The following is a 14,817-nucleotide window of genomic DNA, read 5'->3' as shown; positions in this document are numbered from 1 at the left end:
GGCCGCTCAGGCGTGCGAGTCGAGCGCGCGTGCCATCTCCACCCTCGACTGGACGTCGAGCTTCCTGAAGATCTGCCGGAGGTGGTAGTCGACGGTGTGCGGAGAGAGGAAGAGGGTCGCCGCGGCCTCCCGGTTGGTCAGCCCGCGGGCGACCAGCCGCGCGATGGTGCGCTCGGCGTCCGTGAGCGATGCCCAGCGCTGCGCGCGCAGGTCCTCCGACGTCTCCTCGCCGCCCGAGCGGGGGACTGGCGCACCGATCGTCACGAGGCAGCCCGCGAGCGACTCGCCGTCGTAGACCGGCTCGACCCGCGCCAGGCGGGGGCCGCTCGAGAGCGGGAGCACCGCTTCGGGAGAAGGTGACCGGCTCTGCAGCCGGCGCTCGGCCCAGGCCCAGAGGACGGCGCGGTCGGCGTGCAGGGCGAGCGGCGTCCCTGCGGCGGTGTTGAAGAACATCGTGCTGCCGCTGATCGCGACCAGCGGGCCCTTCGTCCTGCGGCGCCGGGCGAGGAACGCCGCGCGGAGGGCGGCCGAGGCCACGCCGTGGTCGGTCAGCAGGCGGGAGCGGGTCTCGGCCAGCACCCGGTCGAGCAGCGCGGGCAGTGCGGGGTGGAAGGTGTCGACCTTGCTCGTGATGTTGACGACGCCGAGCAGGTGACCGGTGGCCGGGTCCGTGACGGCGGCCGACGCGCACGAGACGACGGTGAGGTTGTCGGCGTAGTGCTCGAAGCCGAGCACGACGCTGAGCGAGGAGGAGAGCAGGGCCATCCCGATCGAGTTCGTGCCGACGAGCTCCTCGCGGCAGACGTAGCCCGGAGCCGCGCCGATGTCGTCCATGATGCTCGCGGTCCGGGTCGAGCCCGCGAAGCGCTCGACGACGTGGCCGCGATGGTCGGTGAGCAGCAGCGCGACCGGTTCCTCGGCCAGGGCCTCGCTCACGGCGGTCATCGCGGGGCCGGCTGCCCAGGCGAGCCTGCTGTCCGCGTCGACGTCGGCGTCGAAGGGGACGGCGACGTGGTCGGGGGCCAGGCCGGCGCCGGCCGACCGGGCCCACGAGTGGTGGATGGCGTCCTGGACGGCGGCCGGTGGCCGCCCGCTCTCCTCGACCCGGTCGAGGACGTGCTGGAGCGCGGCGTCGCTCGCCGGTACGTCGACGACCTCCATGCGCGCCCCTGACCGCGCGCGACCGGGCCACCATGACGGCGCTCCGCACGCGCTGCGCAAGGACTCTGCTCCCCGTGGGGTGGGCTGGCAAGAGCCCGGACGGACTACGTGATCACGTGAGGTACGCCGACCCGCCGGCGCCCTAACGTCCCGAGGACGGGCTGGCGGCGGAAGAGGTCACACCATGGAGCTGGGGTTGGACGGCAAGGTCGCCGTCGTCACGGGCGCCAGCAAGGGCATCGGCCTCGCGATCACCCGCTCACTGGCGGAGGAAGGCGCTCACGTCGTCGCCGGCGCGCTGCACGGCAGCGAGGAGCTCGACCTGCTCGGGGAGAGGTTCTCGGTGCAGTCCGTCCGCGTCGACCTCACCGACCCCGCCGGGCCGCACCGGCTCGTCGAGGACGCGGTCGGCCGCCACGGCAGCCTGGACATCCTCGTCAACAACGTCGGAGCCGTGCGCCCGCGCGTCGACGGCTTCCTGTCGGTCACCGACGAGGACTGGCAGGGCACGCTCACGATCAACCTGCTCGCGGCCGTGCGCAGCCTGCGCGCAGCGCTCCCGCACCTGGTGCGCGGCGCGCCGTCGTCCGTGGTGACCGTGAGCTCGGTCAACGCGTTCCTGCCCGACCCGGTCGTCATCGACTACAGCGCGGCCAAGGGAGCGCTCACCAACCTCTGCAAGGCGCTGTCCAAGGAGTATGCCGCGCGCGGCGTCCGCATCAACACCGTCAGCCCCGGGCCGGTGCAGACCGACCTGTGGCTTGGCGACGACGGCGTCGCGGCCACCGTCGCACGCACCGGCGCCGGCACCCCGGCCGAGGTCGCGGCGAACGCCGCAGCCCAGAGCCCGACCGGCCGCTTCACCACCCCGCAGGAGGTGGCCGACCTCGTGCTGTTCCTGGCCAGCGCCCGGGCGGGCAACGTCACTGGCAGCGACTTCGTCGTGGACGGCGGCCTGGTCTCGACCGTTTAGGGCTCGAAGCACCTCCACCACGACCGCCTGCGGTCACCCTCAGAAAGGCACTGCGATGACCAAGACACCTGTCGTCTTCATCCACGGGCTGTGGCTCCACGCCTCGAGCTGGCAGCCGTGGGTCGACCTGTTCCGCGACGCGGGCTACGACCCCGTCGCACCCGGCTGGCCGCACGAGCCCGAGACCGTCGAGGAGGCGCGGGCGCATCCGGAAGCCGTGGCCAACATCGGCATCAACGACGCCGTCGGGCACTACGCCGACATCATCGACGGCCTCGGCGCAGCCCCGGTGGTGATCGGCCACTCGTTCGGCGGCCTGATCGCAGAGAAGCTGCTCGGTCAGGACCTCGCCGCCGCTGCCGTCGCCATCGACCCCGCGCAGATCAAGGGCGTGCTGCCGCTGCCGCTCGCGCAGCTGCGCGCCGGCTTCCCGGCCCTGGGCAACCCCACCAACCTGCACAAGGCGGTCTCGCTCACCCAGAAGGAGTTCCGCTTCGGGTTCGGCAACGCCCTCGACGAGGAGGAGTCCGACGCCCTGTTCGAGAGGTGGACGATCCCGTCGCCCGCGCGCCCGCTCTTCCAGGCCGCGGCGGCGAACTTCGTGATGCACTCGCAGGCGAAGGTCGCCACCGACAACGAGCACCGAGGCCCCCTGCTGCTCATCTCCGGTACGGCGGACCACACCGTCCCGGACGTCGTGACCCGCTCGACGCTCAAGCAGTACCGCGACTCCGCCGCGGTCACCGAGCTCCAGCAGTTCGAGGGCCGCGGCCACTCGCTGACGATCGACCACGGCTGGAAGGACGTCGCCGACGCCGTGCTGGAGTGGCTCGGGCAGCACCTGCCGGACGCGGCCGGCGACGCGGGCCACGACGCGAGCCACGACCTGAGCACGAGCGCTCCGGCCTAGCAGTCGCGCCTCAGTCGACGCCCGCCTCGAGCTCGGGCGCCGGCTCGCCGCGCGCCAGCACCTCGCGCACCTCGTGGACCGGCCGCCAGCGGTCGTGCAGCGTCGTGATCAGCGAGATCAGGCTGAGGAAGAAGATCGTGTCGTAGCCGTCGAGGCGGGCGTTGTGCCGGCCGAGCAGCGGGTCGGCGACGAGCACCAGCCCGACGTTCATCACGAGACGCGCGGCGAACGCGAGGGCCGTCGACCTGATCGTCCAGCGCCGGCGGGCGGCGGCGAGCGTGATGCCGGAGTTGACCACGACGACGGCGGCGACGCCGATGAAGACGTCGGTGGTCGAGCCGGTGAAGTCGGGGAGCATCTGGGAGAAGATCACGGCCACCAGGCCGACGAGCATGACCTTCTCGAGGGTGCCCGTGGAGATGACGGCGTCGAAGCGCATCCGCCAGGCGTCCTGCTCCTCGGGCTCGTCGATCTCCTTCGGCAGCGGCTCGGGCCGGAACCGCCACGACCAGTCCGGCGGCCACAGCCGCGGGCGCACGAGCTTCTGGAAGGCGAGGCCCAGCCCGAGCAGGATGACGATGAGCAGTCCCATCAGCCAGTGGTGCCGGCTCATCTCGTCGGTGACGTCGAGCTGCGCGACGTGCAGCCAGTACTCCTGCGGCAGCTTGACGACCACCCAGATCACGGCGGCCGCGCTGAGCCACCACCCGATCAGCAGGTTCACCGGGCGCCAGCGCGACCGGATCGTCTCGTAGGCGATGAAGAAGTACTCGAACACGTTCGGGAAGACCAGCAGCAGCCACCGCGCGTGCGTCAGCTCGAACGCGAGCGCTCCGACGAGGCGGTAGAAGTAGAGGAACCAGCCGATCCGGAACGCCGGCATGCTCTCCCAGTTGCGCAACGTCGAGAGGTAGGCCATGGACAGGTAGAACACGTCCATCGCCTTGTCGTAGCTCTGGTAGTTGGGCGGGTCGTGGCCGAAGACCTGGAAGATCGTCTGGTCGACGCCGTCGAGGATCAGGCAGGCGACGACGGCGGGCAGCGGGTAGTAGGGGATCAGCAGCGGCAGCAGGAAGCGGCCGCCCACCACGACGACGAAGACCAGCGTCGTCATCGCGTCCATGCGGGGATTCTGGCCCCTCGGTCAGCGACCCTTCCAGACCGGCGCGCGCTTCTCCGCGAAGGCGCGGGCGCCCTCCTGCGCGTCCTCGGACACGAACACGGGCCCCATCAGCTCGCCCTGTCTCTGCCAGCGCTCGGCGAAGCTCCAGTCGGGAGCTGACAGCGCGATCTGCTTGGTGACGGCCACGGCGAGCGGCCCGTTCGCGGCGATCGCGCCCGCGAGCTCGACCGCGGCGTCGACCGCGGTGCCGTCGGGGACGACTCGGTTGACGAGCCCGAGCGCGGCGGCGCGCGGCGCGTCGATCGGGTCGCCGGTCAGCAGCAGCTCGAGGGCGATGGCCGGCGGGATGCGCTGCGGCAGGTGCACGGCCGCGCCGGCACCGGCGACCAGCCCGCGCTTCACCTCCGGTACGCCGAGCCGAGCACCCTCTCCGGCCACGACGAGGTCGCACGCGAGCACGAGCTCGAAGCCACCGGCGACGGCGTACCCCTCGACCGCGGCGATCAGCGGCTTGCGCGGCGGGCGCTCGGTCAGCCCACCCAGGCCGCGGCCCTCCACGACCGGCACGTCGCCCGACAGGAAGCCCTTGAGGTCCATGCCGGAGGAGAAGAACCCGCCAGCGCCCGTGAGCACGCCGACCCGGAGCGCGTCGTCGTCGTCGAGCCGGTCGAGGGCGGCCGCGATGCCGCGCGCCACCGCCCCGTTGATCGCGTTGCGTGCCTCTGGCCGGTTGATCGTCACGACCAGCACGCCGTCGCGCTCCTCGGTCAGGACCGCGTCGGCGGTGGGTTCGGTGCGCTCGGAGAGCTCGTCGGGCATGGGCTTCCTCTCGGTTCAGAACGTGCGGCAGTCGTAGGGTGGCGCGCCCCTGCTGCCGGCGTCGACCCAGGCCTCGAACTTCTCGAGCTTGTCCTCGGTGCAGTCGGTGCTGGAGCGGCCCAGGCCGGCGTACGCCGCCGCGGGCAGCGCGACCGGGGTCAGGAGCAGGACGGCGAGCACCAGCGCCCGCAGCCGGCTGCCGCCCCAGCGCAGCAGGGCGATCGTCGCCAGCACCAGGCCGAGCACCCACCCGCCGGGCACCAGCAGGCCCGCGGCGCCGTGCCCGGACTCGCAGAGCGTGGCGCGCAGCGAATCGTCGGCCACGTGCGCCTTCTCGCGGCTCGTCCGGTCGCAGTCGCCGAACCAGCCGGCGGTCAGCCAGACAGCCAGCGCGAAGCCCCCGACCACCGCGAGCATGAACGCCGCCACGACGTACCAGCGCAGCGGCTCGTCGTCGAGATCCGCCTCGAGGTCCACGTCCGTCCCGAGCTCGCCCACCGGTCCACCCTAGGAGCCCCTGCACGAGGTGGAGATGCAAGGACATCCAACTACTGTGAGGTCATGACCGCGCGACGCGTGCTGCCCAGCGAGGAGACCGCCGAGCTCGTGCGGCTCGTGCGGCGGATCGCCGCCGACGAGCTCGCCGAGCGGTCGACAGCGGCCGAGGCCGACGGGACCTTCCCGCGCGACATCTTCCTCAAGCTCGGTCGGGCCGGACTGCTGGGTCTCCCCTATCCGGAGGAGTACGGCGGCGGCGGGGTGCCCTACGAGGTCTACCTCCAGGTGCTCGAGGAGCTCGGCGCCGTGTGGGCGAGCGTCGGCGTCGGGGTGTCGGTGCACGCCCTGTCCTGCTACGGCCTGGCCACCCGCGGCAGCGAGGAGCAGCGCCGGCGGTGGCTGCCCGACATGCTCGGCGGTGAGCTGCTGGGCGCCTACTGCCTCTCCGAGCCGCACGCCGGCTCCGACCCCGCGGCGATGCGGACGACGGCCCGACGCGACGGCGACGAGTGGGTCATCAAGGGCACCAAGGCCTGGACCACGCACGGCGGGTTCGCGGACTTCTACAAGGTGATGGCCCGCACCGGCGAAGGGCGCAACGGGATCTCCTGCTTCCTGGTTCCGGCCGACGCACCCGGCCTCTCGGCCAACCCGCCGGAGAAGAAGATGGGGATGACCGGCTCCACGACATCCGCGATGAACTTCGACGACGTCCGCGTGCCGGCCGAGCGGCTGATCGGCGAGGAGGGCGAGGGCCTCAAGATCGCCTTCGCGGCGCTCGACTCCGGGCGGCTCGGCATCGCGGCGGTCGCCACCGGCCTCGCCCAGGGCGCCCTCGACGCGGCCGTCGCCTACGCCCAGGACCGCGAGACCTTCGGCAAGCGGATCATCGACCACCAGGGCCTCGCGTTCATCCTCGCCGACATGGAGGCCAACACCCAGGCCGCCCGCGCGATCACCCTGCACGCCGCGCGGCTGCGCGACCGCGGGCTGCCGTTCAGCAGGGAGGCCTCGATCGCGAAGATGGTCGCGACCGACAACGCGATGAAGGTGACGACCGACGCGGTCCAGGTCTTCGGCGGCTACGGCTACACCCGCGACTTCCCCGTCGAGCGCTACATGCGCGAGGCGAAGGTGATGCAGATCTTCGAGGGCACCAACCAGATCCAGCGGATGGTGATCGCCCGCTCCCTCGACACCGCCGAGGCGGGTGCGATCGAGCACCTGGACTGACCCGCCACGCGTGAGGCGCGCCCCGGCTGGGTAGCGGCCTGTGAGGGTTCCGACCGTGGGGGTGTCCCGTGCCACCTGACGTGATCGCCGGCCGCTACCGCGTGGAGCGCGAGGTCGGCCGCGGCGGCATGGGCAGCGTGTGGCTGTGCCACGACGAGCGCCTCGGCCGCCAGGTCGCCGTCAAGCAGGTGGGCGGCCTGCCCGGCGAGTCGAGCATGCACCTCGCCCGTGCGCTCCGCGAGGCGCGCCACTCGGCGGCGCTCAACCACCCGAACGTGGTGGCGATCTTCGACGCCCTCGAGGAGGGCGACCACGTCCTGCTGGTCATGGAGTACGTCCCCTCGCGCACCCTCGACCAGGTCGTCCGCGAGGACGGCCCGCTCGAGCCGCGGCACGTGGCAGCGATCGGAGCGGACGTCGCCGACGGGCTCGCCGCGGCACACGCTCTCGGCACGGTGCACCGCGACGTGAAGCCGAGCAACATCCTGGTGCGCACCGACGACGGCCGGGCCCTGATCGCCGACTTCGGCATCGCCCGCACCGTCGGGCAGGAGCAGCTCACGCGCAGCGGCCTGGTGACGGGCACCCCGGGTTACTTCGCGCCCGAGCTCGCCCGCGGCCAGGAGCCGTCCCCCGCCTCGGACGTGTGGGCGCTCGGCGTCTCGCTCTACACCGCGGTGGAGGGAGCGGCGCCGTACGCCGAGCAGGCCAACGCCATCGCGATGCTCAACACGATCGCGAGCGAGTCGCCGCCGGTGCCGGCGCGTGCGGGCCCGCTGACCCCGGTCATCGAGCACATGCTGGAGCACGACCCCGACGACCGGTGGACCATGGCCCGGGTGGCAGCGTCCCTGCGCGAGCTCGCGACCGACGTGGCCGAGCCGCAACCCGCGCCCGAGACCGCGCCGACCGTGGTCGAGACCGTGCCGGAACCGGTGCCCGAACCCGAGCCCGTGCCGGTCCGCGCGGAGCGGCTGCCGGACACCGTGCCGTCGTCGCCGGCGCCCGAGCCTGAGACGGCTCCGCGCCGTCGGGTGCTGCCGGTCCTCGTCGCGCTCGCCCTCGTCGTGGCCGTGGTCGCGGCGGGCTGGCTGCTGACCCGCGACCCTAGTGACGACGACCGCGCCGACCGGCCGGGCTCGGCCGGGGCGGAGAAGCCGTCACGCGATTCGTCTCCGAAGAGCTCCGGCTCGCCGTCAGGGGGCGCCTCGGACCAGTCGGGAGGGACGTCCGAGGAGCCCTCGACCACCGAGCCGCCCACCTCCGAGAGCAGCGCTCCGGAGCCTCCTCCCGGCGGCGCGGACGCGTCGTCCCCGGCCGGTGTGGTGACCGACTACTACGGCCTGCTGCCGGAGGACACCGACGCCGCCTGGGCGCTCCTCACGCCGGCGCTCCAGGATAAGATCGGCCGGGGCACGTTCGACGGGTTCTGGGCGACGATCGACGACGTCCGCGTCGAGGACGCGAGCGAGGTCGACGACGGACGGGTCGAGGTCACGCTGACCTACGACACCGGCGGTCGGCAGGAGCAGGAGACGCGGCAGCTGGACGTCGAACCGGCCGGTGACGGCTACCTCATCAGCGACGACCTCGGCGCCGTGGCTCCCTCGGAGTGAGGACGGGCTCGGCGGTTACCGGGACCCCATGACCAGCAACCGACCTGGAGTGACCGGCATGGCATCGACGCCGCACCCCCACGACGACCCCGTGGGCCAGCAGAGCGAGGACCTTCCTCCCGAGGAGCACATCGACCCGGCGCGGGTCGACGAGGACCTGCAGGACCCCGAGGAGAAGCACAACGCCACCGACGGCTACGCGCCGGCCGAGGACCCCGACGCGCCGGACACCCTGGAGCTCGACGAAGCCAGCGAGAAGTCAGACGACTGAGCGCGGTCGGGTCCGCGAGGTCCGCTGCGGTGTGTTTCGACGCGCCGGAGCGACTTCGTCCCTCAGTCGCTCCGCTTGCTCAACCCGAGTGCACCCACGGCGCCGGCTCGTTCCTCACCGTCGCCTGTGCACTCGCATATGAGTGCTGGCTCGAGCTCGAGAAGTAGTTGATCCCGATGAAGTTGAACCACAGGGTCAGCGTGCCGACCACGGCCAGGATCGCGGCGTTGCGGCCGCGCCAGCCGGCGGTCGTGCGGGCGTGCAGGTAGGCCGCGTAGACGACCCAGGTGATGAACGCCCAGACCTCCTTGGGGTCCCAGTTCCAGTACGACGACCACGCCTGGTGCGCCCAGATAGGCCCGGTGATCAGCACCGCGAACGTCCAGATCGGGAAGCCGAAGGCGTGGATGCGGTAGGAGATCAGGTCGAGCTTCTCCAGTGACGGGACGCGCGCCCAGATGCCGGTCTCGGGGGCGTCGCCGCGGCGCCGCTTGAGCAGGTAGGCGATCGAGGTCATGCCGCCGAGGGTGAAGGCCCCGGTCGCGGTGATCGCGGAGACGACGTGGATCACCAGCCAGTAGCTGTTGAGCGCCTCCGGCAGCGGCCCGGTCGCGTCGTAGAGCCACACGACGGCGACCATGAGCAGCGCCAGCACGAACGTCACGACGACCGGGCCGAGCCAGTCGAGGGCGTAACGACGGCTCATCACGAGGTAGAACGCCGCGACCACGAAGGTGCCCGCGAGCGTGAACTCGTACATGTTGCCCCACGGCACCCGGTTGGGGTCGGCGCTCATGCCCCGCGCGACCAGCGCGAGGAGGTGGACCGCGGCCGCGAGTCCGGTGAGCAGCAGCGCCAGCCGGCCGAAGACGGCGACGCGGTCCTGCTGCCTCTCGACGTCCGGTCGTGGGGCGGTCGGCCGCGCCGGGACCTCGCCCCCGCCCGGACCGACCACGACCATCGCGCGGTCGGTCTGGCGCAGCGACGACCACTCGACGACGTGCGCGAGCAGCGCCAGGAAGTAGACGACGGCGGCGGCCGCGACCGCCTGGTTGCTCAGCGTGCCCCACGCGGCGTCGGTCATCGGTGCTCCTCCTGCAGGTCAGCGACCAGTCCAGACAGTACGGCGTCGGTGTCGGCGCCCCCCGAGCGGTCCAGCGCGGCCACCTCGACGAGGGTGCCGTCCGACCCCTCGGTGACCCGCACCCAGACCCGGCGCGAGCGGATGAACAGCGACCCCATCAGGCCGAGCAGCGCGAGCACGACACCGAGGAGCGCGACGTTCTTGCCCGGCGTGTGGCTGATCTGGATGCGCTGCCACGAGACGACCTCGTCGAACGTGACGCTGCCGAGCCCGTCGGGCAGCTCGGCGGTCTCGCCGGGCGAGAGGTTGAGGCGCAGCGTCTTGCCGTCGGGGCCCTTGAGCTCGGTCGCCCGGGACGTGTCGAGGGTGTAGACCGACTGCGACGAACCGGAGCCGAGGTTGAGGTCGCCGGTGAAGACGGTCAGCGAGACGAGCGGGTTGACGTCGTTGCCGCCGAGGTTGACCGGGGTGCCGTCGACGTTCGCGAACGTCGGGTAGAAGAAGCCCTGCAGGCCGATCTGGCTCGGCTCGGCGAACGGCGCCTTCACCACGCCGAACGAGAACAGGTCGGGTCCGGTCGGCAGGAACGGCACCGGGCCGGACGCGGCGACGTTGCCGTCGCCGTCGCGGACGGTGATCACCGGCGCGTAGCCGTGCCCGATCAGGAACAGCTCGGTGCCGTCGATCGTGAGCGGGTGGTTGACGCGCAGGTCGTAGGACTTCTCGGGCTCACCCGGCCCCTCGGTGTAGGTGAGGTCGGCACTGAAGCCCCGGGCCATCCCGGCGCGCGGCCCCGACGTGAGCCACTCGACGTCGAAGTCGTCGACGGTGAACGTGAACGGGTCCATGCCGTCGACGTCGAAGAGGGTGCCGGGCACGAAGTCGTCGTACTGCGTGAGGCTGTTGGCGAACGGCAGGCCCTGCACCAGGATCACGCCGCCCTTGAAGCCGAAGAGCGTCCCGGTCGCGAAGCCGACCAGCACCACCAGCACCGCGAGGTGGAAGACCAGGTTGCCCAGCTCGCGGAGGTAGCCGCGCTCGGCGCTGACCGCCGGGCCGTCCGGCTCGCGCCGCAGCCGGTAGCGCTTGCGCCTGAGCAGCCGGCGCGCCCGCTCGAGCACGACGTCGGCCGGCTCGGCCGTGGAGTACGCCGCGTGACTGGGCAGGCGGGACAGGTTGCGCGGGGCGGCGGGCGGCTGGGCGCGCAGCCCGCGAGCGTAGACGAAGGTCCGCGGGACGATGCAGCCGAGCAGCGAGACCACGAGCAGGAGGTAGATCGCAGCGAACCACGCCGACCCGTAGACGTTGAAGATGCCGAGCTTCTCGTAGATCGGCGTGAGCGTCTCGTGCGCGTCCTTCCACTGCGACGCCTTGAGCGAGTCGACGCGCTCCTGCGGGACGAGCGAGCCGGGCACGGCGGCGAGCGCGAGCACCAGCAGCAGGATCAGCGCCGTCCGCATCGAGGTGAGCTGGCGCCACGTCCACCGCAGCAGCTCGCGCAGGGTGAGCTCGCCCGAGCGTCGCTCCGGCGCGGGCCTCGGAGGCCGGGTCTCGGTCGCGGTCATCGGGGCGTCACACGCTGACCTGGAAGTCGGACACGAGGTGGTACTGCACCCACTGCACGGCCTGGTCCCACCAGCCGGTCAGCAGCAGCACCCCCACGACCACGAGCATCCCCCCGCCGGCCCGCGTCACCCACTGCTGGTGGCGGCGTACGACGGAGAGCGCGCCGAGCGCCCGCCGCCAGGCCAGCCCGGCCACGATGAACGGCAGGCCGAGGCCGAGCGAGTAGAACGCGAGGAGCACGCCACCGCGGGAGGGGTTCTCGTAGCCGGCCAGGCCCACGATCACGCCGAGCGTCGGGCCGATGCACGGCGTCCAGCCCAGGCCGAAGAGGAAGCCCAGCAGGGGCGCCGCCGCGAGCCCGACCGCCGGCACCTTGTGGATGCGGACGTCGCGCTGGAACAGCGGCACCAGCCCCATGAACACCAGCCCGAGGACCACCGCCAGCACCCCGAGCACGATGGTGAACGTCCGCGAGTTCTCGAAGAACCAGCGGCTGACGCCGGCCGACAGCACACCGAGGCCGACGAAGACGACCGAGAAGCCGAGCACGAACAGCGTCGAGCCCGCGAGCATCCGGCCGCGGTGGGGCGTCGCCTCGGAGTCGGCGAGGTCCGCGCCGGAGAGCCCGGTCGTGTAGGACAGGTAGCCGGGCAGCAGCGGGATCACGCAGGGAGAGAAGAACGACACCAGCCCGGCCAGCACCGCGACCGGCACCGCCACGAGCATCGAGCCGGAGAACGCCGTCTCGCGCAGCCAGTCATCCATCCTCGGCCGCCACCTCCTCGACCAGGTCGAGCAGCGTCAGCTTCGACGGCAGGACGCCCGACACCACCGCGGCCACGCGGCCCCGGCGGTCGAGGACGAGCGTGCTCGGCGTCGCCCGCGGGTTGAACGGCGCGGGGAACTTCAGCAGCGTCTCGCTGCCGGGGTCGTAGAGCGAGGGGTAGGGCACGCCGAACTTGCGCTCGAAGCCCCGCGGCTGGTCCTTGCCGAGGTCGCGGATGTCGATCCCGAGCATCTCGGTGCCGGCCGGCAGCTCGTCTGCGGCGTCCACCAGTAGCGGCGCCTCCTCCAGGCACTCCGTGCACCACGCGCCCCAGACGTTGACCACGACCACCGAGCCGCGCAGGTCCGCGAGGTCGAGCGGGTCGCCGTCCAGCGTCTCGCCCGACACCTCGACCGGCGGCCGCCGGTCGACGGGGGCGATCTCGCGCACGATGCCGTCACCGGGCACGTAGTCCTTGCCCTCGGTGCCGTTGGCGTCCGTGCACGCCGTCGCCGTGCCTGCCGTCACCGCGAGCGCGGCGACGACCAGGGCCAGGCGACGGGCCACCATCAGGGCTTGTTCTCGTCGGGCGCGTTGCCCGCGGAGAACGGCGCGGAGCGGTCCTTGGCCGGGATCAGGTCGCCGGCGGGCTCGCTGTAGGAGACCTGGGTGATCCGGTCGCCGACGAAGTGGAACGACGTGAGCGAGCAGAGCGTGCACTGTCGCTTGCGCGGGTCGTGGACGAACGACCGCTTCTCGACGTGGAGCCGCGTGATCCAGATCGGCAGCTGGTGGGAGACGACCACGGCCTCGTGGCGCTGCGCCTCCACGCGCGCGTCCTGGACCGCGGACATCATCCGCGCCACGACCTCCTTGTACGGCTCGCCCCACGACGGCTTCCACGGGTTCCAGAGGTGCCGCCACGTCGACGGGTTGCGCAGCACGTTGCTGCCGTCGGCGAAGCGCTCGCCCTCGAAGACGTTGGTCGACTCGATCACCCGCTCGTCGGTCACGATCTCGAGGCCGTGGCTCGCCGCGGTGGGGGCGGCGGTCTCCTGGGCGCGCTCGAGCGGCGAGGAGCGGACATGGGTGATGTCGCGCTCGGTCAGCGCGCCGGCGACCTTCTCGGCCATCTGCCGGCCCAGCTCGGAGAGGTGGTAGCCGTCGCGGCGGCCGTAGAGGACGCCCTCGGGGTTGTGCACCTCGCCGTGGCGGAGCAGGTGGACGACGGTGTCAGGGGTCTGGCTCACGAGGCGGGCTTCTCCTGGGCAGCGGCCGCCGCACGGGCGGCCTCGGGCAGGGCGTCGAGCACGGTCTGGACGGCGCGGTCGTCGTGGGCCGCGGACAGGAACCACGCCTCGTAGGCCGAGGGCGGCAGGTGCACGCCGCGGTCGAGCATGGCGTGGAAGAACGCGGCGTACGCCGCCACGTCGGTGCGCCGGGCGTCGTCGAAGTCGCGCACGAGCGGGGCGCTCGCGCCGAGGTGCGAGCTCGCGAGCCTCGAAGGGTCGGTGAAGAAGACCGAGAACATGGTCCCGGTCGACTGCACGACGTGGGCGACCCCCGCCAGTGACAAGGCGTCGGAGACCGCGGTCTTGAGGACGTCGCCGGTCTTGGTCAGGTGGTCGTAGACCTCGTCGGTGGCCAGCCGCAGCGTGGCCAGCCCGGCGGTCGTGGCGACCGGGTTCCCGGACAGCGTGCCGGCCTGGTAGACCGGCCCCTCCGGGGCGAGGTGGTGCATCACGTCGGCGCGGCCGCCGAACGCCGCCGCCGGGAAGCCCCCGCCCATCACCTTGCCGAAGGTCACCAGGTCGGGCCGCCAGCCCTCGTGGGCGCCGTCGATCCCCCACTGGCCGAGCCGGGACGCCCGGAACCCGGTCATCACCTCGTCGCTGACGAACAGCGCGCCGTGGCTGCGACAGGTCTCGGCGAGGAACTGGTTGAAGCCGGGCCCGGGAGGGACCACCCCCATGTTGCCGGGCGCGGCCTCGGTGATCAGGCACGCGATCCGGTCGCCGTGCTCGGCGAACGCGGCCCCGACGGCGGCGCGGTCGTTGTAGGGCAGCACCAGCGTGAGCTCGGTCGACGACACCGGCACACCCGGCGTGCCGGGGACGGCGAACGTCGCGAGCCCCGACCCCGCCGAGGCGAGGAGCGAGTCGACGTGGCCGTGGTAGCAGCCGGCGAACTTCACCACGACGTCGCGGCCGGTGAAGCCGCGCGCCAGCCGGATGGCCGACATCGTGGCCTCTGTGCCGGAGGAGACGAACCGGACCCGCTCGACCGGCGCCCGGGCCACGATCTCCTCGGCCAGCTCGACCTCGGGCCGGGTGGGGGTGCCGTACGACGTGCCGCGGCCCACCGCCGCGCGCACCGCGGCCTCGACCTCGGGGTGGGCGTGGCCGAGCAGCATCGGCCCCCACGAGCAGATCAGGTCGACGTACTCGTTGCCGTCGACGTCGGTGAGCCACGCTCCCCGGGCCGAGGCGATGAAGCGGGGGGTCCCGCCGACCGCGTCGAAGGCCCGCACCGGCGAGTTGACGCCGCCCGGCGTGACGGCCAGCGCGCGCTCGAACAGCGCAGCCGACTGCGCCGTCTGCTCCACCGGCTGCGGCACCGTCTGATGGGGGGTCTCGCGGGGCACGCCTCATTGTCTCCGAGGCACCTGAGAGGGCCGCATCCGCACCGTCCCACCGGGCGCCGGAGTGGTCTGGACCCTGCCCGGAACTGCCCGGTTTCGCGTCACGTCAGAGGGGAACCGTCGTTCTAGCGGTGACAGGCGTCACTCGGGGGTCGT

General features: G+C 72.4%; 15 protein-coding genes. 5 read left to right on the top strand and 10 right to left on the bottom strand.

Annotated features, from left to right (window positions below):
* Positions 1-6: 6 nt before the first annotated feature.
* Positions 7-1,161: a LuxR C-terminal-related transcriptional regulator gene (locus G514_RS0100630; protein WP_028650187.1), complete on the bottom strand. Its 1,155-nt coding sequence runs from the start codon at positions 1,159-1,161 to the stop codon at positions 7-9.
* 184 nt (positions 1,162-1,345) lie between these two features.
* Between G514_RS0100630 and G514_RS0100625 the strand changes: the two genes are divergently transcribed.
* Positions 1,346-2,134 carry an SDR family NAD(P)-dependent oxidoreductase gene (locus G514_RS0100625; RefSeq protein WP_028650186.1) on the top strand — a complete coding sequence of 263 codons (789 nt, stop codon included), beginning with the start codon at positions 1,346-1,348 and terminating at the stop codon, positions 2,132-2,134.
* Between the two features lie 55 nt (positions 2,135-2,189).
* Entirely contained in the window at positions 2,190-3,044 is an 855-nt protein-coding gene (locus tag G514_RS24030) for an alpha/beta hydrolase (protein ID WP_051246347.1), read from the top strand.
* 10 nt (positions 3,045-3,054) lie between these two features.
* On the opposite strand, the gene G514_RS24025 is transcribed toward G514_RS24030, so the two are convergent.
* The 3 genes from G514_RS24025 to G514_RS0100605 are packed head-to-tail and all read right to left on the bottom strand — an operon-like array spanning position 3,055 to position 5,484.
* The gene (locus G514_RS24025) at positions 3,055-4,167 is read right to left on the bottom strand and encodes a hypothetical protein (RefSeq protein WP_051246343.1); all 1,113 of its coding nucleotides are present in this window, start codon (positions 4,165-4,167) and stop codon (positions 3,055-3,057) included.
* 21 nt (positions 4,168-4,188) lie between these two features.
* Positions 4,189-4,986 (bottom strand): crotonase/enoyl-CoA hydratase family protein, encoded by a 798-nt coding sequence (locus G514_RS0100610; protein ID WP_051246341.1) that lies wholly within the window; start codon positions 4,984-4,986, stop codon positions 4,189-4,191.
* Between the two features lie 15 nt (positions 4,987-5,001).
* Entirely contained in the window at positions 5,002-5,484 is a 483-nt protein-coding gene (locus G514_RS0100605) for a hypothetical protein (protein ID WP_028650184.1), read from the bottom strand.
* 63 nt (positions 5,485-5,547) lie between these two features.
* Here G514_RS0100605 and G514_RS0100600 point away from each other — a divergent pair, with 63 nt between their 5' ends.
* The 3 genes from G514_RS0100600 to G514_RS0100590 all read left to right on the top strand — a co-directional run bounded on the left by G514_RS0100600 (position 5,548) and on the right by G514_RS0100590 (position 8,604).
* Positions 5,548-6,717 carry an acyl-CoA dehydrogenase family protein gene (locus tag G514_RS0100600; RefSeq protein WP_028650183.1) on the top strand — a complete coding sequence of 390 codons (1,170 nt, stop codon included), beginning with the start codon at positions 5,548-5,550 and terminating at the stop codon, positions 6,715-6,717.
* 68 nt (positions 6,718-6,785) lie between these two features.
* Complete coding sequence (locus tag G514_RS24020; protein ID WP_157544524.1) at positions 6,786-8,333, top strand: serine/threonine-protein kinase; 1,548 nt, start codon at positions 6,786-6,788, stop codon at positions 8,331-8,333.
* 28 nt (positions 8,334-8,361) lie between these two features.
* Positions 8,362-8,604, top strand: a complete 243-nt coding sequence (locus G514_RS0100590; protein ID WP_157544523.1) for a hypothetical protein — start codon at positions 8,362-8,364, stop codon at positions 8,602-8,604.
* Positions 8,605-8,683: 79 nt separating this feature from the next.
* Here G514_RS0100590 and ccsB read toward each other — a convergent pair whose 3' ends face one another.
* The 6 genes from ccsB to hemL are packed head-to-tail and all read right to left on the bottom strand — an operon-like array spanning position 8,684 to position 14,664.
* Positions 8,684-9,688 (bottom strand): c-type cytochrome biogenesis protein CcsB, encoded by a 1,005-nt coding sequence (gene ccsB, locus G514_RS24015; RefSeq protein ID WP_051246337.1) that lies wholly within the window; start codon positions 9,686-9,688, stop codon positions 8,684-8,686.
* A complete protein-coding gene (gene resB, locus G514_RS0100580) occupies positions 9,685-11,253 on the bottom strand; it encodes a cytochrome c biogenesis protein ResB (protein WP_028650181.1) in 1,569 nt (522 codons plus the stop codon). The genes ccsB and resB overlap by 4 nt, the downstream gene beginning before the upstream one ends.
* A gap of 7 nt (positions 11,254-11,260) precedes the next feature.
* Positions 11,261-12,019 (bottom strand): cytochrome c biogenesis CcdA family protein, encoded by a 759-nt coding sequence (locus tag G514_RS0100575; protein WP_028650180.1) that lies wholly within the window; start codon positions 12,017-12,019, stop codon positions 11,261-11,263.
* Positions 12,012-12,590 carry a TlpA disulfide reductase family protein gene (locus G514_RS24010; RefSeq protein ID WP_036563159.1) on the bottom strand — a complete coding sequence of 193 codons (579 nt, stop codon included), beginning with the start codon at positions 12,588-12,590 and terminating at the stop codon, positions 12,012-12,014. The genes G514_RS0100575 and G514_RS24010 overlap by 8 nt, the downstream gene beginning before the upstream one ends.
* Entirely contained in the window at positions 12,590-13,270 is a 681-nt protein-coding gene (locus G514_RS0100565) for a histidine phosphatase family protein (RefSeq protein ID WP_028650179.1), read from the bottom strand. The genes G514_RS24010 and G514_RS0100565 overlap by 1 nt, the downstream gene beginning before the upstream one ends.
* The gene (gene hemL, locus G514_RS0100560) at positions 13,267-14,664 is read right to left on the bottom strand and encodes a glutamate-1-semialdehyde 2,1-aminomutase (protein ID WP_425411422.1); all 1,398 of its coding nucleotides are present in this window, start codon (positions 14,662-14,664) and stop codon (positions 13,267-13,269) included. The genes G514_RS0100565 and hemL overlap by 4 nt, the downstream gene beginning before the upstream one ends.
* Between the last annotated feature and the right edge of the window lie 153 nt (positions 14,665-14,817).

Origin of the sequence: Nocardioides halotolerans DSM 19273, from assembly GCF_000422805.1 — a bacterium.
In the GTDB taxonomy this organism is placed as follows: domain Bacteria; phylum Actinomycetota; class Actinomycetes; order Propionibacteriales; family Nocardioidaceae; genus Nocardioides; species Nocardioides halotolerans.
This window is presented reverse-complemented; position numbering and strand designations above follow the sequence as displayed.